The 22,229-nt window shown below is 57.8% G+C and carries 20 protein-coding genes; 4 read left to right on the top strand and 16 right to left on the bottom strand.

Going from position 1 to position 22,229, the window contains the following annotated elements; translation table 11 throughout:
* Positions 1–5 precede the first annotated feature (5 nt).
* The 8 genes from NI20_RS0107710 to NI20_RS0107675 form a co-directional block, all read right to left on the bottom strand.
* Positions 6–314: a V-type ATP synthase subunit F gene (locus NI20_RS0107710; protein ID WP_033120831.1), complete on the bottom strand. Its 309-nt coding sequence runs from the start codon at positions 312–314 to the stop codon at positions 6–8.
* Positions 315–327: 13 nt separating this feature from the next.
* The gene (locus NI20_RS0107705; protein ID WP_033120830.1) at positions 328–1,311 is read right to left on the bottom strand and encodes a V-type ATPase subunit; all 984 of its coding nucleotides are present in this window, start codon (positions 1,309–1,311) and stop codon (positions 328–330) included.
* A gap of 12 nt (positions 1,312–1,323) precedes the next feature.
* On the bottom strand, positions 1,324–1,911 hold the full coding sequence (locus NI20_RS0107700) for a V-type ATP synthase subunit E (protein ID WP_033120829.1): 588 nt from the start codon (positions 1,909–1,911) through the stop codon (positions 1,324–1,326).
* Between the two features lie 26 nt (positions 1,912–1,937).
* Positions 1,938–2,423 (bottom strand): V-type ATP synthase subunit K, encoded by a 486-nt coding sequence (locus NI20_RS0107695; protein WP_033120828.1) that lies wholly within the window; start codon positions 2,421–2,423, stop codon positions 1,938–1,940.
* A 39-nt stretch (positions 2,424–2,462) separates the two neighbouring features.
* On the bottom strand, positions 2,463–4,385 hold the full coding sequence (locus NI20_RS0107690) for a V-type ATP synthase subunit I (protein ID WP_033120827.1): 1,923 nt from the start codon (positions 4,383–4,385) through the stop codon (positions 2,463–2,465).
* The gene (locus tag NI20_RS0107685) at positions 4,373–4,699 is read right to left on the bottom strand and encodes a hypothetical protein (protein WP_156108582.1); all 327 of its coding nucleotides are present in this window, start codon (positions 4,697–4,699) and stop codon (positions 4,373–4,375) included. Before NI20_RS0107685 ends, NI20_RS0107690 begins: the two co-directional genes overlap by 13 nt.
* A gap of 365 nt (positions 4,700–5,064) precedes the next feature.
* On the bottom strand, positions 5,065–6,483 hold the full coding sequence (gene purB, locus NI20_RS0107680) for an adenylosuccinate lyase (RefSeq protein ID WP_033120825.1): 1,419 nt from the start codon (positions 6,481–6,483) through the stop codon (positions 5,065–5,067).
* Positions 6,484–6,604: 121 nt separating this feature from the next.
* Positions 6,605–7,879 carry an adenylosuccinate synthase gene (locus NI20_RS0107675; RefSeq protein ID WP_033120824.1) on the bottom strand — a complete coding sequence of 425 codons (1,275 nt, stop codon included), beginning with the start codon at positions 7,877–7,879 and terminating at the stop codon, positions 6,605–6,607.
* A gap of 359 nt (positions 7,880–8,238) precedes the next feature.
* Here NI20_RS0107675 and nrdD point away from each other — a divergent pair, with 359 nt between their 5' ends.
* From nrdD to NI20_RS0107655, 4 genes are all read left to right on the top strand, one after another.
* Positions 8,239–10,437, top strand: a complete 2,199-nt coding sequence (gene nrdD / locus NI20_RS0107670) for an anaerobic ribonucleoside-triphosphate reductase (protein ID WP_033120823.1) — start codon at positions 8,239–8,241, stop codon at positions 10,435–10,437.
* A gap of 76 nt (positions 10,438–10,513) precedes the next feature.
* Positions 10,514–11,047, top strand: a complete 534-nt coding sequence (gene nrdG, locus NI20_RS0107665; RefSeq protein WP_033120822.1) for an anaerobic ribonucleoside-triphosphate reductase activating protein — start codon at positions 10,514–10,516, stop codon at positions 11,045–11,047.
* Positions 11,048–11,181: 134 nt separating this feature from the next.
* Entirely contained in the window at positions 11,182–11,451 is a 270-nt protein-coding gene (locus tag NI20_RS0107660; protein WP_033120821.1) for a DUF6110 family protein, read from the top strand.
* Between the two features lie 57 nt (positions 11,452–11,508).
* Positions 11,509–13,494: an HAD-IC family P-type ATPase gene (locus tag NI20_RS0107655; protein ID WP_033120820.1), complete on the top strand. Its 1,986-nt coding sequence runs from the start codon at positions 11,509–11,511 to the stop codon at positions 13,492–13,494.
* A gap of 62 nt (positions 13,495–13,556) precedes the next feature.
* Here NI20_RS0107655 and NI20_RS0107650 read toward each other — a convergent pair whose 3' ends face one another.
* The 8 genes from NI20_RS0107650 to NI20_RS0107615 all read right to left on the bottom strand — a co-directional run bounded on the left by NI20_RS0107650 (position 13,557) and on the right by NI20_RS0107615 (position 22,113).
* A complete protein-coding gene (locus tag NI20_RS0107650) occupies positions 13,557–14,108 on the bottom strand; it encodes an NAD(P)H-dependent oxidoreductase (RefSeq protein ID WP_033120819.1) in 552 nt (183 codons plus the stop codon).
* Positions 14,109–14,117: 9 nt separating this feature from the next.
* Complete coding sequence (locus NI20_RS0107645; protein ID WP_033120818.1) at positions 14,118–14,579, bottom strand: divergent PAP2 family protein; 462 nt, start codon at positions 14,577–14,579, stop codon at positions 14,118–14,120.
* Between the two features lie 149 nt (positions 14,580–14,728).
* A complete protein-coding gene (locus NI20_RS0107640) occupies positions 14,729–16,495 on the bottom strand; it encodes an ABC transporter ATP-binding protein (RefSeq protein ID WP_052084515.1) in 1,767 nt (588 codons plus the stop codon).
* Between the two features lie 15 nt (positions 16,496–16,510).
* Positions 16,511–18,265 (bottom strand): ABC transporter ATP-binding protein, encoded by a 1,755-nt coding sequence (locus NI20_RS0107635; RefSeq protein WP_033120817.1) that lies wholly within the window; start codon positions 18,263–18,265, stop codon positions 16,511–16,513.
* Between the two features lie 30 nt (positions 18,266–18,295).
* On the bottom strand, positions 18,296–18,754 hold the full coding sequence (locus NI20_RS0107630) for a MarR family winged helix-turn-helix transcriptional regulator (RefSeq protein WP_052084514.1): 459 nt from the start codon (positions 18,752–18,754) through the stop codon (positions 18,296–18,298).
* 231 nt (positions 18,755–18,985) lie between these two features.
* A complete protein-coding gene (locus tag NI20_RS0107625) occupies positions 18,986–20,671 on the bottom strand; it encodes a recombinase family protein (protein ID WP_242842951.1) in 1,686 nt (561 codons plus the stop codon).
* A gap of 33 nt (positions 20,672–20,704) precedes the next feature.
* Positions 20,705–20,983, bottom strand: coding sequence for a hypothetical protein (locus NI20_RS15055; protein ID WP_156108581.1), 279 nt, complete (start codon positions 20,981–20,983; stop codon positions 20,705–20,707).
* A 392-nt stretch (positions 20,984–21,375) separates the two neighbouring features.
* Positions 21,376–22,113 carry a TraX family protein gene (locus tag NI20_RS0107615; RefSeq protein ID WP_033120814.1) on the bottom strand — a complete coding sequence of 246 codons (738 nt, stop codon included), beginning with the start codon at positions 22,111–22,113 and terminating at the stop codon, positions 21,376–21,378.
* Between the last annotated feature and the right edge of the window lie 116 nt (positions 22,114–22,229).

The raw sequence follows: 22,229 nt of genomic DNA, 5'->3' as shown, positions 1-22,229 counted from the left end.
CTTTTTTACAAAATGTCCGCGCCGACGGCCTTTTCCGCAGCCGCGTGCACGCCCGCTGTGCCGATGCCGAGGCTCCCCTCCCTGCCCGGGATGAGGATGACGGCGGGCGAAACATCCTCGCGCCGGCGCTCGATCTCCGCGGGGATCTGCGCGGCGAGGTGTTCGGTGATATAGATGATGGCGTAGTTCTCCTTCGCCATGCGGTGGAGGGCGGCTTTCGCCTGCTCGCCGTTTTCCGCGATGCAGGTGTCGAGCCCGAGGGCGCGGAAGCCCAGAACGCTGTCGCGCCCGCCGATAACTCCGATCTTATTCATGCTGCCGCCTCCCTTAGAGATAACTCATGCGCAGCCGCGCGCGGATGTCCTCCGCCGCGATGCCCGCGATCTTGCCGGATAAAATGGTGCGCACGGCGGTGAACTCCGCCTCTTTCGCGCCAAGATAGCCCGCCACGACCTCTGGGCCGAACGGCGTGCGCCGCGCCCGCTGCAAATAGGACATGAGCGCATCGTCGCACGCGCGCTCAAATTCCGTCAGGCCCCCGCCGCTGCCAAGCAGTTTGGCCGCGAGCTCGCCCGCGCTGTCAAGCGGCGTGCCGTGTGTGAGCGACGATAAATGATCGCCGCGCGCGCCTTTGAGTTGCCCTGTCGGAATGTGCCCGCCCGGCAGCATCGCCGCAGCAAGCACATCGTCCTCGCAGCCCATGCGCCGTGCGCGCACGAGCGTACGCAGGTTGACCGCGTCGATCTGCAAGGCGACATAGTCCTTCAAAAATGCGCAGCCCGTCTCGCTTGCGAGCGCGCTCATCTCTTCATAGCAGGCGCGATCGAGCAGCAGCTCCGCCATGCGGAGATCGCCGCTGTGGCCCACTTCGCTCTCCGCCTGCGCCATCGCGCGGCTCATCGCCGCGGAAACGGCGCTCGTTTCGCCGCGGAGCACCTTCTGCGCGTCGAAGCGGCCGCAGTCCATCGCAAGGTGCGAGACGTCCTCGCCGCCGCGCTTGCTCTTGAGCGCGAGCTTTGCGTTGTGATAGTCGTACTTGACCTGAAACAGCTCGATGATGCGCTTGTCCGGCGCCAGTACGCTCACCTCGCGGTAGAGCTCCCTGCGCGCCTGCGAGAGCGCGTGTTCCACATTTTCGAGCGTGCATCGCTCAAGCGGCGCGTAGCCGCATTCCAAAAGCGTCTTGTAGCTCTCTTCCGGCGTGGCGGCGTCGATCATCCGCTCGGCCATCGCCTGCGTCAGGAGCTTCGCCTCGCGCGCATGCAGCGCCGCGGAGACCGCTGCGTAGTCCGTATCCCGATACTGCTGCATCCGATCCCCTCCTTATTCCGCGAAGAGGAGCTTTGCCGCGCCGCGCTCGGTCTTCTCGCGCGAAAGGGCGAGAAGCGTTTCAAACGAGCAGTTCACGTCGCATTCTTTACTTATAAGCACGAGGCCCGCGCGGATATCTGCCGCTTCGCCCGCAAGCGTATAGTGCGCGTTCTGCTCCTTGTTCGCTTGCTCGACGAGCGTTTCGCCGATCTCATCGCGGTCCTTTGCGCTCAGAGCGATTTTCTCGTCGCCCTTGCCGTCCGCCGCTTTCAGCAGGCGAACCAACAGCGAAAGATACTGCTCGCGCGGCATGGAGCAGAGAATCTCCAGCGCGCGGTCGTAGGTCTCGGCGAGCACTTTCTGCTTGGCGCTGAGCGTCAGCTTGCGTGTCTCCATCTCCGCCGCGGAGCAGAGGCGCTCATAGCGCTCCTGCGCGGCGAGATGCGCGCGCCCGCCCGCCGTCTCGCGCTCTTTTTCCGCGCGTGCGGCACTCTCCTCGCGGATGCGCCGGAGCTCCTGCTCGGTCTGCGCATTCAGCTCGCTCAGCGAGCGCGCCGCATCCTCTTTCATGCGCGCGGTGATCTTTTCCATTCCGTTCATTGCGTTTCCGCCTTTCCGTGGGCGCGTCAGCCGATGTTGAGCAGCATCATGATCGACGCCAGCAGCGAAAGGATCGCGTAGAACTCGACCACGATGCACAGCACCATGCCCTTCGACCAGTGTTCAGGCTGGCGCGCCAAGATGTTGATCGATCCCGCGGCGACGCGGCCCTGCGCAACTGCCGAAATGCCGCCGCCGATGGCGATGGGCATGCAGGCCGCGAAGTAACGAAGGCCCTCCTGAAGCGACATATCGACATACGTGCCGTCCAGGACGCCCATACGCATCAGGCAGAGGAAGCCGATGACCAGACCGTAAAGGCCCTGCGTGCCGGGGATGACCTGCAGGATCATCACTTTACCGAATTTGCTCGGATCCTCGCAGAGAAGACCCGTGCCGGCCTCGCCGGCAAGACCCGTGCCGCGTGCGCTGCCCGCGCCCGCGAGGCAAACAGCAAGACCCGCGCCCAGCATACCGATGGCGCCGCCCGTCGTCAGTTCAAAGATACCCATTTTTTATCCTCCTTACGGTTTTTCCGTTTTTTCTGCAATTTACTGTAAATCGACATATTCCGTGTCCAGCGTCATGGGGCGGAAGGGCTTTCCGCCGTCGACGTAGAACTTGTTGAAAAATTCCAAGCACTGCAATCTCAGATCGTGCACGTAGCAGCCAAGGAGATTGAGCCCGAAGTTCATCGCGTTGCCGAGCATCGAGATGATGATGAACGCGATCACGTTCCCCGGCATCGCCGCGAGCATGTTGAACACCTGCGCAATCACGCTGCCCGCGAGCATCAGCGCCATCAGTCGCGTGTAGGACAAAATGTCGCCGAAGTAGCCCGTCACGTGGTTATAGAGTGAGCCGAACACGCCCGTGAGCCTGCCCCAGCCCTTGCCCTGCACGATGGGACCGAGCAGCACCAGCGCGCATCCGACATACAGCACCGCCACACCCTTGCCGAGCGCCAAAAGCGCGATGCCGATAAACACGATCCACCACGTGATCTCCTCGAAAAAGGCGTCGAGGAACTTTTTCCGCTTGCACTTTTCGATCAAACTGATGGCCATGCCGGTGACGATCTGCACCATGCCGAGCGCCATCGAGCCGATCAGGATCATCGTCAGATCGTCGAGCGGGTCGAAGAGCTTCGGCAGCGCGAAGACCGTGCCGGGGCTGACGATGGCGACGAGCTGCGTGAGGAAATCGCCGAAAAATCCGCCTGTCAGCGCGCCCATGATGAACGTGCTGATGCCGCAGAGGCCGAGCAGGCTGAACAGCTCGCCGCTCGTGCCCTTGGGCCGGTATTTTTTGCTGATGATGACCGAGGCGATCATCATGAGTAAGCCGTAGCCCATATCCGCCATCATAATGCCGTAGAACAAAATGAAAAACGGCGCCATCAGCGGGTTCGGGTCAAGCGTGCCGTAGGCGGGGAGCGAATACATCTCCGTGACCATATTGAGCGGCCGCGTCAGCTTGTTGTTTTTGAGCTGCACCGGCACCTGCGGGTACTCGTCCTCTGTCGGCTCGCGCGTTTCGATCGCGCAGGTAAACGGCTTGAGCGTTTTCTCAATCTCCGCGCAGCGGTCGGCGGGCAGCCAGCCCTCCAATAAAAAGACCTTGTCAGTGCCGACAAGGCGGCTTTTCGCCTCCTCGCGCCGCAGCGCGATGGCCGCGCGGTCGCTCGCTTCCAAGAGCGTCTCCCGCTTGCCGCCAAGGCCCGCGATGCGCTGCTCAATCTCCTGCCGCTCTTTTTCGAGCGCGACGAGGTTCTCCGTGAGCGTTTTGTCGTTTTCCTTCGCCGTGCCGGTCATGCCGCGAAAGCTCACGGTCGAAAACCCGAGGTCGCGCAGCGCGCTCAGCGCCCGCTCCTTCACGCTCCCGTGACACATCACGAGAAGATATCGCAGCGACCTGTCGCTCGAGGCCTGCTGCCAGGTGAGAAGCCCGTCCAGCGAATCGGCCAGCGCTTTGAGCGCATCGTCCGTCACATTCAGGCCCGCCGTGCCAAAGAACACCGCAAGCGCGCCGTCCGCGCCGCCGAGCGGCGCATCGACCGTCAGCCACGGGGCAAGAGTCGCTCGCAGCGCCTCATTTTTCGTGCGCTCGCTCTCGATTTCGCCGAGGCGGCGTGTGTCCTTGTTGATCGTCTCCGCCGCGGTGCGGGCATTTTCCTCGCTCTCGGCGCTGAAAAACGCCGCGCGGGAAACGCCCTGCCGCTTGCGGAACATGCCTTTTTTCTCCGGCGCAAAGCGGTCGAGCGAGGCAAGCGCCGTGCGGTACGCACGCGACGCTTCCTGCGCGCTCATCAGCGCCTTGTCGTCGGGCTTGGCAAAGCCTGATTTCAGTGCCTCTTCGCTTCCGTCGATACTTGAGATCTCCACGCACTCCATGTCCTGCATGGCCTTGAGCAGCGCCTCGCGCTCGCTCTCCATGCCGAGGAGGCGGAGATGCTTCATTGCTACGATTGCCATTTGTCGTTCACAACCTCTTCCGCGATCCACTGCGCCGCACGCTCAAGGTTTGCGCGCGCCGCGCTCTGCATCTTTTCGCATTCCGTGCGCGCCTTGGCGAGGATCTTTTCCGTCTCCTCACCGGCGCGCTGCTCGGCCTCCGCCATCAGCTGTCGCGCCTCCACGTCGGCGTTGCGGCGGCTGTCCTCGATCTCTCGGGCAGCGGCGCGCTGCTCAACGGCGATGCGGCGCTTGGCGTCCGCCTGCGCGGCGGCATACTGCGCTGCAAGCTCTTTTTCGAGCTCCTGCACCTGCTGTAATTCTTCCATTGCCATGTTGTCGTTCACCTCTTTTAGCACTGCGGCGGGAAAATGTTTCCCGCTCAGCTTTTCCATATTATAGATTGTTTCAATAAATAAATCAATATTTATTCTTCAAATATGTTATGCGATTTAGTGATCGTTTTGTGCATTTTTCTTTACAGCTTCTTTATAGCACACTTCGATACCAGAATCCATGGACACTCGCTACCTTTTGTATAGGAACGTACACCCTTTACAATTTGTTCACTTACTGGTATTCTGCCCGCTTTTGCCAAGGCAACGCGCGCCGCCGCACATTTTTTCAGGTGAAAAAAAGAAGCGAGAGAGATGGCTCGTCCATCTCTCCCGCTCAGGGATCATTCTCAATTACTGCCCGCTTACAGGTCGATCGCGCCGTCCTCCGCAGCGGCGTCGCGCAAAAGCGGCGCGCACTCGTCGAGGAAGCGCAGCACTTGCTGCTCGCAGCGGCCGATGTAGAGCTTGGGCTCCATGACCTGATCGAGCTCCTCGCGCGTCATGCCGAACGCGGGGTCGCCCGCGAGGCGGTCTAAGAGGTCGCACGGCTCGCCCTCTTTCATGCGGGCGGTCGCGGCCATGGAGTGCTGGCGGATCTTCTCGTGCAGTTCCTGACGGTCGCCGCCGCGCTTGACGGCCTCCATCATGATGTTCTCGGTCGCAAGGAACGGCAGATACTCGCGCAGCGTGCGCTCGACGATCTTTTCGTTCACATGCAGGCCGTTCGTCACGCTCTGGCACAGGCGCAGCACCGCGTCGGCGCAGAGGAAGCCCTCCGGCAGCGAGATGCGGCGGTTGGCCGAGTCGTCGAGCGTGCGCTCGAGCCACTGGGTCGAGGCCGTCATCGGCGCGTTGGCCGCATCGGCCATCAGGTAGCGGCTGAGCGAGCAGATGCGCTCGGAGCGCATGGGGTTTCGCTTATAGGGCATCGCGGATGAGCCGATCTGGTTCTTTTCAAACGGCTCTTCGACCTGGCGGTCGTGCTGGAGCAGGCGAATGTCGTTCGCCATGCGGTAGGCGCTCTGTGCGATGGAAGAGAGCACATTCAGAATGCGGCTGTCGGCCTTTCTCGGATAGGTCTGGCCGCTGACAGAGAAGCACTTTTCAAAGCCGAACTCCGCGGCGATGCGGCGGTTCATCTCGTCGACCTTGTCACCGTCGCCCTCGAAGAGGTCGACAAAGCTCGCCTCCGTGCCCGTCGTGCCGCGGCAGCCGAGGAAGCGCATCGAGCCGATGACAAAATCAAGCTCTTCAAGGTCCGAGCGGAAGTCCTGCATCCACAGCGTCGCGCGCTTGCCGATCGTCACGGGCTGCGCGGGCTGATAGTGCGTATAGCCGAGCGTCGGCGTGGCGGCGTATTCGCGGGCAAATGCCGCAAGATTCACCATCACGCTGAGAAGCTGCCCTCTCAGGTATTTGAGGCCGTCGCGATAGAGCACCAAATCGGCGTTGTCCGTCACATAGCAGCTCGTCGCGCCGAGGTGGATGATGCCGGCGGCGGAAGGCGCCGCCTTGCCGTATGCGTACACATGCGCCATCACGTCGTGGCGCACCTCGTGCTCGCGCTTTTCGGCGACCTCGTAGTCGATGTCGGTGATGTGCGCGGCGAGCTCGTCGACCTGCTCCTGCGTGATGGGCAGGCCCAGCTCGTGCTCGGCGCGGGCAAGCGCCACCCACAGTCTGCGCCACGTCTGGAAGCGCATGTCGGGGGAAAAGAGGTGCAGCATGTATTCGGACGCATAGCGGGACGAAAGCGGGGACTCGTAAATATCCTTGCGCATAGGGTTCTCCTTTTCTTTCTCAGCGGTCGCTGTTCGTATTTTATATAGTTTATATAGAATGAAGCAAAGTTGCAATAGAAAAGTAAAGAGGGGGCCTTCGTCCCCTCTTTACTTTGGTGTGTCAGCGGATGATGAGGCTCTCGCGCTCCGCACCGACGGAGACGAAGCCGATGTGGCAGCCGATGGCCTTTTCAACGTATTCGACGTAGCTGCGGGCGGCTTCGGGAAGGTCCTCCCAATTACGCGCGCCGGAGATGTCGCACTGCCAGCCGGGCAGATACTCGACGACGGGCTTGGCGTCCTGCAGCAGCACGGGGAACGGGAAGTCGTCGGTCTGCTCGCCGTTTAATTCATAGTGTGCGCAGACGGGGATCTTGTCCATGTAGCTCAGGACATCGAGCTTCGTCAGGGCGATGTTCGTCGCGCCCTGCGTCTCCACGCCGTAGCGCGTCGCGACCAGATCGATGGGGCCGACGCGGCGGGGTCTGCCGGTCTTCGCGCCGTACTCCGCGCCCGCGTCGCGCAACCGCTGCGCTCCTTCGCCGAACCACTCGCAGACGAACGGGCCCTCGCCCACGCAGGAAGAGTACGCCTTCACCACGCCCACGACCTCGTCGAGCTTCGCCGTGGGAAGGCCCGAGCCGACGGGCGCATACGCCGCAACGGCGTTCGAAGAGGTGGTGTAGGGATAGATGCCGTAGTCCAGGTCGCGCAGCGCGCCGAGCTGGGCTTCAAAGAGGATGGACTTGCCCTCCTTCTGCGCGTTTCTCAGGAAACGGCCGGTGTCGGTGATGTAGGGCTTGATGGCGCTGCAGTAGGTGTTGACCCACGCCATGAGCTCGTCCATCGTGTAGCCCTTTGCGCCGTAGATCTTCTGGAGCATCAGGTTCTTCCACTCAAGAAGGTCGGCAAGGTGCTCCTTTAAGTGCTCGGGGTGCAGGAGCTCGCCCGCCTGTACGGTCTTTTTCTGGTACTTGTCGCCATAGAACGGCGCGATGCCTTGCTTGGTCGAGCCGTACTTCTTGTCGGCAAGGCGCGCTTCCTCGAGCGCGTCGAGCTCGCGGTGCCAGGGCAGCAGCAGCGACGCGCGGTCGCTGACCTTCAGATTCTCCGGCGTGATGATAACGCCCGCGGCGCGCAGCGTCTCCATCTCCTTGAGCAGGTTTTCGCAGTCCAGCGCCACGCCGTTGCCCAGAATGTTGACAACGCCGTCGCGGAAAATGCCGCTCGGCAGCAGGTGCAGGGCAAACTTGCCCTTTTCATTCACCACAGTGTGGCCCGCGTTGCCGCCGCCCTGATAGCGGACGACCACGTCATAATGGTCCGTGAGGTAGTCGACCATGCGGCCCTTGCCTTCATCGCCCCAGTTGATGCCTACGATCGCGCAATTTGCCATTGTATTGATCCTCCGATCCGGAGCGGGCCCGCTCTGCGAGTCCTGCTCAAATTTTTCAACCGAGTTATTATAGTCACATTTTCCGCCCATGAAAAGAGTTAATTTTACATAGCTATTATTAGCATTACTTATGTCTTGTTGATTTTTGCGTCAAATTGAAATAATGCGCTATTCCGCTTCATTCAAGGTGTTTCGTCAATAGTGTCCAAAGTTGAGGCTCTGATATTGTTTCCTTTTTTCAGCACTTAGGACTTGCAATGTTGAGTCTCATGTGCAATAATTAGTTTGCTGTTATGAAGGTCACCACAAGATATAGTGTTATGTAAAGGGCACACCAAAAGAAGAGGAGACGGGAATACATGAGAGTTATCAAGCGCAACGGCGCAGAAGTAGAATTTGATATCGTCAAGATCATCGCCGCAGTGACTAAGGCTAACGACGTTGTGGACGAGGAGGCTCGCATGACGCCCGTCCAGATCCAGCGCATCGCCGAGAGCGTGGAGTTCTCCTGCCAGAGTCTGGGCCGCGCACCCACGGTCGAGGAGATCCAGGACTTTGTCGAGCACCAGATCATGGCGCACGGCGCGTTCGAGGTCGCTAAGCGCTACATCACTTATCGTTACAACCGCTCGCTCGTGCGCAAGAGCAACACGACGGACGACAAAATTCTCTCCCTCATCGAGTGCAACAACGAAGAGGCCAAGCAGGAGAATTCCAACAAGAACCCCGTCGTCAACTCCACCCAGCGCGACTATATGGCCGGCGAGGTGAGCCGCGATCTGACGAACCGTCTGCTCTTGCCCGAGGATATCGTCAAGGCGCATGAAGAGGGCATCATCCACTTCCACGACACGGACTACTACGCCCAGCACATGCACAACTGCGACCTTGTGAACCTGGAGGACATGCTGCAAAACGGCACTGTCATCACGGGAACCCTCATCGAGCGCCCACATTCGTTCGCGACCGCGTGCAACATCGCGACGCAGATCGTCGCGCAGGTCGCCTCGAACCAGTACGGCGGCCAGTCCATCTCGCTGACGCACCTTGCCCCCTTTGTCGACGTATCGCGCCAGAAGATCAGAAAGCAGGTGCTCGCCGAGGTCGAGGCCCTCGGCGTCGACCCCACGGAGGACAAGATCACCGAAATCGTCGAAAAGCGCCTGCGCGAGGAGATTCGCCGCGGCGTGCAGACCATCCAGTATCAGGTCGTGACGCTTCTGACCACGAACGGTCAGGCACCGTTCATCACCGTTTTCATGTACCTCAACGAGGCGAGAAGCGAGCAGGAAAAGCGCGACCTTGCCGTCATCATCGAGGAAATGCTCCAGCAGCGCTATCAGGGCGTCAAAAACGAGCAGGGCGTGTGGGTCACGCCCGCCTTCCCCAAGCTCATCTACGTGCTCGAAGAGGACAACATTCACGACGACTCGCCGTATTATTACCTCACACAGCTCGCCGCCAAGTGCACGGCGCGCCGCATGGTGCCCGATTACATCAGCGAAAAGAAGATGCTCGAGCTCAAGGGCGATGTGTATCCCTGCATGGGCTGCCGCAGCTTCCTGACGCCTGACCGCTTCACCGACGCGGGCGTCGGCAACATCGCGAATGCCGGCAACTATGTTCCCGGCAAGCACAAGTACTACGGCCGCTTCAATCAGGGCGTCGTCACGATCAACCTGCCCGACGTGGCACTCTCCTCCGGCGGCAACATTGAAAAGTTCTGGACGATTTTTGAAGATCGCCTTGAGCTCTGCCACCGCGCGCTGCGCTGCCGTCACGACCGCCTGAAGGGCACGCTCTCCGACGCGGCGCCCATTCTCTGGCAGTACGGCGCGTGCGCAAGACTCAAAAAGGGTGAGCCCATCGACAAGCTCCTCTACGACGGCTATTCCACGATCTCGCTCGGCTACGCGGGACTTTACGAGTGCGTGAAGTACATGACCGGCAAGAGCCACACCGACCCCAGCGCAACGCCGTTCGCCCTGTCGATCATGCAGAAGATGAATGACAAGTGCAAGGAGTGGAAAACCGCCGAAAACATCGACTACTCCCTCTACGGCACGCCGCTCGAGTCCACGACTTACAAGTTCGCCAAGTGCCTGCAAAAGCGCTTCGGCGTGATCGAGGGCGTGACGGACAAGGGCTATATCACGAACTCCTACCACGTCCACGTGACGGAAAAGATCGACGCGTTCACCAAGCTCAAGTTCGAGGCGCAGTTCCAGCACCTCTCCCCCGGCGGCGCGATCAGCTATGTCGAAGTGCCCAACATGCAGCAGAACCTTGAAGCGGTTTTGCAGGTGATGAAGTTCATCTACGACAACATCATCTACGCCGAGCTCAACACGAAGTCCGACTACTGCCAGGTCTGCGGCTGGGACGGTGAGATCGACATCGTCGAGGAGGGCGGCAAGCTCATCTGGCGCTGCCCGAAGTGCGGCAACACCGATCAGGACAAGATGAATGTCGCCCGCCGTACCTGCGGCTACATCGGCACCCAGTTCTGGAACCAGGGCCGCACGCAGGAGATCAAAGAGCGCGTGTTGCATCTGTAAGGCTGCGCCATAAAATTGCTGTTTGGGTGGGAGCGCACCGCGCTCCCACCTTTTTTTGATAAGGAGGTCATTTCCCATGCACTATGGCGAGATCAAAAACTGCGACATCGCCAACGGCCTTGGCGTGCGCGTGACGCTGTTCGTCTCCGGCTGTACGAACCACTGCGAAAACTGCTTTCAGCCCCAGACGTGGGACTTCTGCTACGGCAAGCCCTTTACGGGCGAGACGGAGGATGAGCTCATCCGCCTGCTCTCCCCCGACTATATCAACGGTCTCACGCTGCTCGGCGGCGAGCCGTTCGAGCCTAAAAATCAGCGCGCACTGCTGCCGTTTCTCCGCCGCGTGAGGCGTGAGCTGCCGCAAAAGACGATCTGGTCGTTCACGGGCTTTACGTGGGAGGAGCTGCACGACCCCGCCGCATACCCGCGCTGCGAGGTGACGGACGAACTGCTGTCACTGCTCGACGTGCTCGTCGACGGACGGTATGTGGACGAGCTGCACGATATCTCGCTGCGCTTTCGCGGCTCGTCGAACCAGCGCATCATCGACGTTCCGAAAACGCTGCAATCAGGCGTGCTGACGCTCTGGGACGAGCGCGCGAACATCTGAGAAAAACATAACAAATCCGCGGTTTCCATTCTCCGTCAAATTTTAACATTTCGCTACTTGCATTTGAAAAGGCGTTATATTATATTCCCGCTATGTTAAAGAGCTCTAATTCATACTAACAGGAGGTTTTTTCAATGAAACATCTCGGTTTATTTGCAGCAGGCGTGCTGTTCGGCATCGCCGGCCTCAAGATCCTTTCCAGCAAGGATGCCAAAAAGGTCTACTCTCACACCACCGCCGCGGTGCTGCGTGCCAAGGACTGCGTGATGCAGGCCGTCACGAACGTCTGTGAGGATGCTGAGGACGTCTACGCCGACGCCAAGGACATCAACGAGCGCCGCGCAGCGGAAGAGGACGCCGAGGTCATTGAGGACGCGTCCGAGGAAAAAGCGAACGAGGAATAAATCGCAGGAGAGCCGCGACGCGCGGCTCTCTTTCACTTTCGGAGGAATTGATACACTATGAAATGCAAAATTCTGCACGAATCCGCCGGGCGCATGCGCGTGCATCTGAATTGCCGCCGCATGACGCTGCATCAGGCGGACGTTCTGGAATATTATCTGCGCAGTGTGGACGGCGTGCAAGAGGTCTCGGTCTTTGACCGCACGCAGGATGCCGTGATCGTTTACCGCGCGGACCGCGCCGCGCTCGTGCACGCGCTCGCAGCGTTCTCGTTCGACAAGGCTGAAACAATGGACCTTGTCCCAGACCATACGACGCGCAAACTCAACTGTGAATTTGAAGACAAACTCTCGTGGACGGTGATCCGCCGCGTGATCTCGAAGCTCTTCTTCCCGCTCCCCGTCACCACGGCGCTCGCCATCTATCACTCGATCAAGTACATCCGCGAGGGTCTTTCCGCACTGCTGCACAGCAAGCTCTCCGTCGCCGTGCTCGACGCCACCGCCGTCACCGTGTCGATGGTGCGCGGCGACTTCTCAACGGCGAGCTCCGTGATGTTCATGCTCCGCCTCGGCGAAATTCTTGAGGACTGGACGCACAAAAAGTCCGTTGCGGACCTCGCGGGCGCCATGTCGCTCAACGTTGACCACGTCTGGCTCAAGACGGGCGAGACGGAAACGCTCGTTCCCATCGGCGATATTCAGGCGGGCGACTGCGTCGTTGTCCGCACCGGCAGCCTCATCCCGCTCGACGGCAAGGTCGTCTCCGGCGAGGCGATGGTCAATCAGGCGTCCATGACGGGCGAGTCCATGCCCGTCCCCAAGCGCGAGGGCAGCTATGTCTACGCAGGCACGGTCGCCGAAGAAGGCGAGTGTGTCGTGCGCGTGGAAAAGGCGCTCGGCGGCACGATCCTGACCTATCTCATCACGCGCAACGTCACAAAGATGCTGGCCGTGCTGATGGTCGACTTCTCCTGCGCGCTCAAGCTCTCCATGCCTATCGCGGTGCTCTCTGCCATGCGCGAGAGCAGCAGCCATCACATCTCCGTCAAGGGCGGGCGCTTCCTCGAAGCCGTCGCCCAGGCGAACACCATCGTTTTCGACAAGACCGGCACGCTCACCTACGCCACGCCCAAGGTCGCGAGAATCGTCACCTTCGGCGGCAATGAGGAAAGTGAGATGCTCCGCCTCGCCGCGTGCCTCGAAGAGCACTATCCCCATTCCATCGCCAACGCCGTCGTGGCCGAGGCCAGGGACCGCGGATTGACGCACGAGGAATATCACTCCCAGGTGCAGTGCGTCGTGGCGCACGGCATTTCGAGCATGGTGGACGAGAAAACAGTGCTCATCGGCAGCGCACACTTTGTCTTCGAGGACGAGGGCTGCCGCGTGCCGGAGGGCGAAGAGGACAAGTTTGAATCGCTCCCGCCCGAGTATTCGCACCTGTACCTCTGCATCGCGGGCGAGCTCGCCGCGGTCATCTGCATTCATGACCCCCTGCGCAAGGAGGCGAAAGCCGCCGTGCGCGCGCTGCACGAGCTCGGTATCGACAAGGTCGTGATGATGACCGGCGACAGCCGCAAGACTGCCGAAGCCGTCGCCGCTGAGGTCGGCGTCGACGACGTCTACGCCGAAGTGCTGCCCGAGGACAAGGCCGCGTTCGTCCGCAGCGAAAAGGCCGCGGGCCGCAAGGTCATCATGATCGGCGACGGCGTGAACGACTCCCCCGCCCTGTCCGAGGCCGATGCCGGCATTGCCATTTCGACCGGTGCCGCCATCGCGCGCGAGATCGCGGACATCACCATCTCGTCCGAGGATCTGTCCGCGCTCGTCACACTGCGCTCTCTCAGCCAGGAGCTCATGGCCCGCATCCACCGCAACTACCGTTTCATCGTGAGCTTCAACTTCTCGCTCATCGTGCTCGGCGTGCTTGGTATCCTGCTGCCGACGACCTCGGCGCTGCTGCACAACATGTCCACGCTCGCCATCAGCCTCAAGAGCATGGCGAACCTCCTGCCCGAAAGCGAGCAGAGCAGCGCCAACTGATTTTTCCCGATAAAAAAGCTCCGTGCCTTGGCACGGAGCTTTTTTGCTATACAAGTTTGATTTTACGCAGGGCCGTAGGCCTTGATGGCATCGTCGACGATCTTTTCCGCGTCTGCGCCCACGATGTCGAGGTTTTCGGCTTCCAGGAGCTTGACAGTCGGAATGCCGAAGCAGTCCTGCGCGATGGTCTTCCAGTAGTCGTAGCCAAAGCGGCCGTCAAACGGCCCGCCGCTGGTCGTGACATAGTAGAGCTCGCTTGCGCGGCACAAGCCGACGGGCTTGCCCGCCTCGCTGTACTTCGTCACGATGCCCGTGACATAGATATTCTCCAAATACACCTTGAGCTGCGCGGGAAACGACAGGTCCCACAGCGGCGCAGCGATGACAATTCTGTCCGCTGCGGCGAACTGACGGGCGTAACGGAACATTTCATCGTCATACTTCTTTTCCGCGAGCAGCGCGTCGCGCTTTGCGATGTCCGCGCGCCCCAGCGAGTGCAGCGGCTCGTCATAAAGGCGCAGCTCCTCGTATTCGCCGAGCGCTTTAAGCAGCGCGCGGGCCAGTTTTTCCGTGCGCGATTCTCCGCGCGGGCAGCAGTTAATAAAAAGCGTCATGTCCTTCCCTCACAGTACGCAGTAGTACATGATAAATGTGTTCGCCACGCCGAGCAGAATACCGGCGATGACCTGCAGCGGCGTATGACCGACAAACTCCTTGAGCTTCGCCTCCGGAAGCTTTTCCGACGCGAGCGAGTTGAACGCCTCGACGATGTCGTTAATGATAACGGCCTGCCGCCCCGTTTCGAGCCGGACGCCCATCGCGTCCTTGCAGACGACGATGGCAAAGATGAACGCCATCGCGAATTCAAACGAACCGAGCCCGTAGACGAGCGCCGCCGCGGTCGCGAGCGACGAGACCGTGGCCGAATGGCCGCTCGGCATCCCGCCGTCGCCGATCAGGCGTGTAAAGTCGATGCTCTTCGTCACAATGGCATGGATGATCGTCTTGATGAGCTGCGCCCAGAACCACGACGAGAGACCGATGAGCAAAAAGGGATTCGACAGCAATTCCTGAAACCAATTCATATGTTTCCGCTTCCTTTCGCGGTGCGGGCTTTGTCAGCCCTTGAATGTTCCTTATTATACCACCGTTTTCCAGTTCGGCAATAAACTTTCTTTTAACTTCTTCCGCAGAAAATATAAACCAGCGCAGGCTCACCTGCGCTGGTTTTTCTTTACGACGCCTGTGCGAACTGGCTGTTGTAGAGCTCGGCGTAGAAGCCGTTTTGCTCCATCAGCTGCTCGTGCGTGCCGCTCTCGATGACGTCGCCGTCGCGCATCACGAGGATGAGGTCGGCGTTCTTGATGGTCGACAGGCGGTGGGCGATGACAAAGCTCGTCCGGCCCTTCGTCAGCTCGTCCATCGCGCGCTGAATGAGAAGTTCCGTGCGCGTATCGACCGAGGACGTTGCCTCGTCGAGGATCAGCATCGGCGCATTCTGGAGCATCGCGCGGGCGATGGTCAAAAGCTGCTTCTGTCCCGCCGAGATGGTCGTGCTCTCGCTGAGCACGGTGTCAAAGCCCTGTGGCAGCGAGTGGACAAATTTGTCGAGGCCGCAGGCCTTGCAGACCGTTTCGAGCTGCTCGTCCGTGATACCCTCCATGTTATAGACCAGGTTCTCGCGGATCGTGCCCTCAAAGAGCCACGTGTCCTGCAGGACCATACCAAAGAGCTCGTGCACATCCTCGCGGCGCAGGTCGGTCGTCGCCACGCCGTCGAGCGTAATGCGGCCGCTGTTGACCTCGAAAAATCGCATCAGGAGGTTCACCATCGTGGTCTTGCCCGCGCCGGTGGGGCCGACGATGGCAACCTTCTGGCCCGGATGGACCTCAGCGGAGAAATCCTTGATGATGATCTTGTCGGGCGAATCGGGGTAGCTGAAGCGCACGTGGTCGAACGTTACCGCGCCGCGCACGGCGTCGAGCTTCTCGGTCTTGTCGCTCTCGTCGCCGAGCTCTTCACTTTCGAGGAAGTCGAAAATACGATGCGCGGAGGCGGAGGCCATCTGCAAATTCGTCATGCCCTGTGCGATCTGCGTCAGCGGCGTGGTGAAGAGGCGCACATACAGGATGAACGAGACGATGACGCCGAATTCGATCGTGCCATTGATGGCCAGCACCGAGCCGAACACGCACACGGCAACATACGAGAGGTTGCCGATCACGTTCATGAGCGGCTGCATCACACCGGAGAGGAACTGCGAGCGCCAGTTTGCGTCATAGACCGCCGCGTTCAGGCCGTCGAAGTGGTCGAGGACCTTATCGACTGCGCGGCTGATGCGCACGACCTCATGGCCGGAATACATCTCCTCGACATAGCCGTTGAGCTCGCCGAGGCTCTTCTGCCGCGCGGTGAAGTAGCGCTGCGACTTCGACATGATGGCGACGATCAGCACCATGCCAAGGAGCGTGATGCACAGTGCGACGAGCGCCATGCGCCATTCGGTCACGAACATCATAATAAGGCAGCCGACAAACTGTGTCGCGGCGCTGATGATGGTCGGCAGGCTGTTGGTAAGTCCCTGCTGGAGCGTTGACACATCGTTTGTGATGCGGCTCAAAATGTCGCCCTGCGAGGTGGTGTTGAAATACTTCTGCGGCACGCGGTTGATCTTTTCCGAGAGCTCACCTCTCATGCGGTAGGACATTTTCAGCGTCACGACCGCCATGATATAGTGTTGGATGAAGCCAAACAGCGCGCTCAGGCAGTAAATAATGGCAAGGAACACGCCGATCTTCGCAATGGCGGCGAGGTCGATGCCGGTGAACAGGCCGTCGGACATGATGGTCGCCATTTTGCCGATCTTGTCGGGGCCGATGATCGTCATCACGGCGCTCAGCGCCGCCAGCACGAGCGCAAAAATGATAATGCCCATGCTCGAGCTCATATACGCGCCCGTGCGCTTGAGTGCGCCGACGGGATTGCTGTTTTTCTTTTTCATCTTCTCTCACCTCCTTTACGCGAGCTCCGCGGCGCTGAGCTGGGAGGTCGCGATCTCGCGGTAAACGTCACAATTCCGCATCAGCTCTTCGTGCGTGCCGATGCCCACGGTCTCGCCGCGGTCAAGCACGACGATCTTGTCTGCGTGGCGGATGGTGCTGATGCGCTGCGCGACGATGATCTTCGTCGTGTCGTGCAGCTGCTTGGATAGCCCCTCGCGCAGCTTCGCATCCGTGCGGTAGTCCAGAGCGGAGAACGAATCGTCGAAGACGAGGATCTCCGGTTCTCTCGCCAGCGCGCGGGCGATGGAAAGGCGCTGCTTCTGGCCGCCGGACATGTTGCGGCCCATCTGCGCCACATGGTGCTGCGTGCCGTCGGGGAGCTTGTCGACAAACTCCTTCGCCTGCGAAAGCTCGACGGCCTGCGCAAGGCCCTCATCGTCCGCCGGCGCTTCGCTCTCGCCAAAGTAGACATTGTCGCGGATGCTGCCGGCGAAGAGCACCGCCTTCTGCGTCACGTAGCCGAGCTTGTTGTAGAGTGTGTCGAACGTGTAATCCCTGACGTTCACGCCGTCGACAAGCACCTCGCCCTCCGTCGCGTCGTAAAAGCGCGGGATCAGGCTCACAAGTGTCGTCTTGCCGCTGCCCGTCGCGCCGATGACGGCAAGCGTCTCGCCCCTGTTCACACGGAAGCTGATGTTCGAAAGCTCATCCTCCGAAGTGTGCGGATAGCAGAACGAAACGTTTTTGAACTCCACTGTGCCGTGCTCTTTGCATTCGCTCACGCTGCCCTCACGGATATTCGCCTTGCGCTCGAGCACCTCGCTGATACGCTCGGCCGAGACCTGCGCCTGCGGCAGCAGCATGAAGATCATCACGAGCATCATAAAAGACATCACCACGTAGGTTGCATACGTGCTGAACACCAGCACGTCGCTGAACATCGTGAGGCGCGCTGCGGAATCGGTCAGCGCGATGTTGTTGACGAGCGCCGCACCCAGCCAGTAGATCGTGAGCGCCAGGCCGTTCATGCCGAGCATCATCGTCGGCTGGACGAGGGCGAAGAGCTTCTGGTTCTTTACCTGCACATTCATCATGTCAAGGCTCGGCTTGTTGAACTTGTCGTTCTGGTACTGCTCGGCGTTGAACGCGTGCACCACGTTGATGCCCGTCAGGTTTTCGCGCGCCACACGGTTGATCTGGTCGGTCAGCTTCTGCACGATGCGGAAACGCGGGATGCAGATGCTCATCACCGTTATCACCGTCACGCAGATGACCACGACGAATGCCGCTGTCACGGCGGAGAGCTCCCAGCTCTTGCCGAGAATTTTGATGATGGCCCACACGGCCATGATCGGCGATTTGATCATCATCTGCAGGCCCATCGCCACGATCATCTGAATTTGCGTGATGTCGTTCGTCGTTCTCGTGATGAGGCTGGCGACGGAAAAGTCCTGCATCTCCTCGCTGCCGATGTCCATCACGTGGCGGAAGAGCTTTTCGCGCACCGTGAAGCTGAAGCCCGACGCCGCCTTGGCCGCGAGATACCCGCAGCCCACGGCCAGCACGGCGCTTGCGAGCGTGCAGCCAAGCATTTTCACGCCGACGGACAGGATATCCGCCGTCGCCCCCGACGTTTTGATGAGCGTCGTCAGATCGGTCATGTAATCCGGCAGCCGCAGGTCAAAGTAGACCTGCACCGCCACAAGCACGGTGCACAACAGCACCATGAGCACCTCTTTGCGGCGCATGTTTTTGAGTAGTTTGATCATTGTTGTTTCTCCTGATCCTTCTAAGCGCTTTCAGCGTCCGCCCTTGCATATCTCATCCAGGTTGACGTCGATCCTTTCAAAGCAGCGGTGCATCGTCTCATGGTCTTCCTTTGAAATACCCTCCATCAGGCGAAGTCCGAACTGCCACTGGATATCCCGTCCGCGTGTGATGATATCCTGTGCCTTTTCCGTGCAGACGAGCCGCGTCTGCCGCCGGTCGCCCGGCATCTCCCGCCGCTCGAGAAGGCCGTCATTCACCAGTCTTTCCACGTGCACGGAGACGATACCCGGTTTGTGTCCGCGCAGGCGGCAGATATCTTTCGCCGTGTTGTGCTCGGGATTGTTGGCGAGAAAGAGCAGAATGTCCAGCGCCAGCGGCGGCAGGCCTGCCTCCTTGCACAGTGGAGTTAACATAACGTGATAAGCCTTTGTCATCTTGTTGGCGTGGCTGAAAAGCGTTGCCCCGCGCATCGGTTCCTTCGGCATCATATCGGTTCCTTTCCGACCTCATTCGGTCACGCGCCGCGCTTGCTCGTCATCGAATGATAATATTCTAATTTTAGAACGTCATCATTATAGTTGTTTCCTTTGCAAAGTCAATAAATAAATTGTGAACGTTCCGAAAAAAGGGCGCGAAAAAGCGCCGCCTTTCGGGCGGTGCCCGTAAAACAGCAAAAATTAAAAGTCCCGATTTTCGGGGAGAGTACGGCGTGACTTCGGTCACGCCGTTTCTCTTTGTATCAATAAGTTCAGTGGAATAAAGCCTGCACCATCGTAGTAAATCTCGATTTTCTGCTGACGTTTACCGGAAGACTTGTCCGGTGCCCCCACATAGATGGCACTGACCATATCTCGCAGTGAATCAGGTGTCAGCGAATCCAGATCCTGATAATGCTTTGCCTTCTGAATAAACTTTTCTAATCGCTCATTCTGATGCTCCTGTGCTTCAATGTTCATCTGAAGCTCTATAACATCCGTTTTGAGCTTTTTCTGTTCCGCTTCATAGTTTCCGCTCATCATAGAAAAACGCTCGTCAGACAGCTTTCCTTTGGCATTGTCTTCATAAATCTTCACGAACAGTCTGTCCAACTCAGTAATACGTTTTTCAGCCTGTGACAGTTGCTTTCTCCATGCCTGTATTTTTTCATCACTTTCCATTTTTAGCTGTTCCTGCACAACTGCACGGAAGTGATCTTCATAGTGGAGAATATAGCTGATGACAGTTTCCATGTGCATCCACACCATATCCTCCAAAACGACTGCACGGATATAGTGGGATTTGCATTTTTTATCATTCTTACGATGGGTGGAACACTCGAAGAAATCCTGTCGCTTCTCAAAATTGTTGGCTGTGCAGTAATACAGCTTCTCACCACAATCGGCACAATACATCATGCCGGAGAACAGGCTTGTTTTACCCGTCTTGGATCTGCGTTGGCGATTCTGACGCAACACCTGAACCTTCTCAAATATATCCTCTGGAATGATTGCTTCGTGAGTATCATAGAAAACAGAGTGATTTTCTACCGGATTGTCACGCTTTTTCTTGTCCCAAATGGAATTGGTAAAGGTCTTGAAGTTGACAATACAGCCTGTATATTCTCTGCGTTCCAGAATCTTTCTCACTGTGGTCTGATGCCATTTGTTTGGATTCTCCGGTGTCGCCTGTGGAGTATTTAAGCCCTGTTTCTGTTTATAGGCTGTGGGGGTAAGTACTTTATCCTTTGTCAGCTGCGTTGCAATCTGGCTCGGCCCACGCCCCTCCATTGCCATTTTGAAGATATACTTTACAACGATAGATGCTTCTTCATCAACGAGCCAACGGGTGGGATCATTCGGGTTTTTCATATATCCGTAAGGAACATTGGTTGTAAGTGGAATACCACGGGAACCTTTTGATTTATTGACGGCTCTGATTTTGCGACTGGTATCACGGGCATAAAACTCATTGATCCAGTTCTTGATGCCTGCCATATCAATCCCCATGCCATTCTGATCGCTGGTGTCAAAATTATCATTAATGGCAATATAGCGAACGCCATGCTTTGGGAATGTGATGTTGGTGTATAAGCCAGTCATAGCAGAGTTTCTGCCAAGTCTGGAAAGGTCTTTGGTGATACAAACAGCCACATTGCCAGATTCGATTTCATCCAGCATTTTCTGAAATCCAGGGCGGTCAAAGGTAGTGCCACTGTAGCCATCGTCTACGAAAAAAGTTGGATTTGGAAAGCGATTATCCTTGGCATATTGGAGCAGGATATTTTTCTGATTCACAATGGAGTTGCTATCGCCAGCCAGTGCATCCTCCTGAGAAAGTCTGCAATATAAAGCGGTAATTTTGTCTGTTGCCCTTAACATTTCTGTTTCCTCCTTCATAGGGACAACTGACAGTTCTTGGTTAGTCAAGGATCTTTTCTCCATCTTTGTTTCTGATAAGGATCAAAACAAATAAATCATGGTACAACGCTTTGACTGCAACAAAATAACCGGTAAATAAGCTATAGAGAAAACGACAGGTATGCAGAAAGAAATCAAAACATCTGCGATACCTTCTGTCGATATGACATCAATTGCCACATCAACCGTAAACCACAGCAATGCAAAACCAACAACTACAGAAATACCATCCATAACTTTATGAAGCGACTGATATTTCGGATTGTTTCTATCGTAGTTTTGCAAGAGCACAAGGAGAGAAAATGCTGGTACAACGATCATTTCCGTCCAAAAAGAGAATCCTCCGCTGTGGCCTCAACATGGTTACTATCACATCTGTGGGTGAATACAGCAAGGAACGCTTCAGTAAAGAAGACGCTCTGTCTCAGTATTTGATCCCATATGTGTACTCAAAGGACCTTGATGCTCATGCTGAAAAATTCCTGAAAAAGTACTGCCCGAAAGCATTTGTTTTCACTTAGATTGTAATGGATATACCTCAAAATGTGAACTTTGTCGCAGATGTAAAATGAGCGATACCTGGTCATTCAAACCAAGTATCGCTCATTCTGTTTTTTTGCTAACCTCGACTGCCAGATGCCATAATCATAGATAATATGTTGTATCCTGTTTTATGGGCACCCAGCATTCGGCAGCGCTTTTTTCGTATTCTGTTACAGAGACAGCTGGATAAGGCCGAGGATGAGCATATGTACCGGATAAAACGCGTAGCAGGCATACTGAAACGCCTTGCTGTGGTGTCCCTGCCGCCCGCGGTAGAGCCAGATGGGCACGAGCGAGAGCAGTGCAAGCCCCTGCTCGCAGACCTCAAACTCCAGTCCGAAAAGCTCGATCGGGAAAATCTGTCCTCCAATGAGCGACACATTGATCCAATAGAGCGCCGCGATCTGCCCGAGCAGCTTCCACCACTCTCTGCCGCGGAGGAAATAGAACACAAACACCGTCAAAACGCCCATGCCGTAATAATCTACCATGCCGAGCGTGCCGAGCGCAAAGCCCAGCACCGTGACCGCAACGCAAGTCAGAAGATAGAGCCATGTCTTCCCCTTTTCCCGCACGGCCTCCATCGCCCGAATGCCGAGAAGTCCGATGAGCAGCGTCCAGATAACATTCTGGTGCACAGGGTAGAACCACGTGCCGCCGTACATCAGGTCAAAGGGAATTTCCGACAGCAACGCAAAAATCAGCATCCGCTGCGCGTATTTTTTGAAACTGTGCGTGTGGAAGTAGCCCTCCACCGCCATGAAGGCAAAAATGGGGAACGCGAGACGTCCCACGCAGGTCATCCACTCCTGCGAAAGAAAAAGCGTCGCCCACAGGTGGTCGAGCAGCATGAAGGCCATCGCTAAAATGTGCAGCGCCGCGGCGCTGAGGTCAAACTGTTTTTTCATTGATCTCTCCTGTTGATTTCTCTCTTTCCCCTGCTGTTGCGCAAATTTATTTTATTTTATCAGATCTCGCGTCAAAAGTCACGCTTAATTTTTGCGTTCCTTTCTCTGCAAAAAAT

Source organism: Oscillibacter sp. ER4 (assembly GCF_000765235.1).
In the GTDB taxonomy this organism is placed as follows: Bacteria; Bacillota; Clostridia; order Oscillospirales; family Oscillospiraceae; genus Hominicoprocola; species Hominicoprocola fusiformis.
This window is presented reverse-complemented; position numbering and strand designations above follow the sequence as displayed.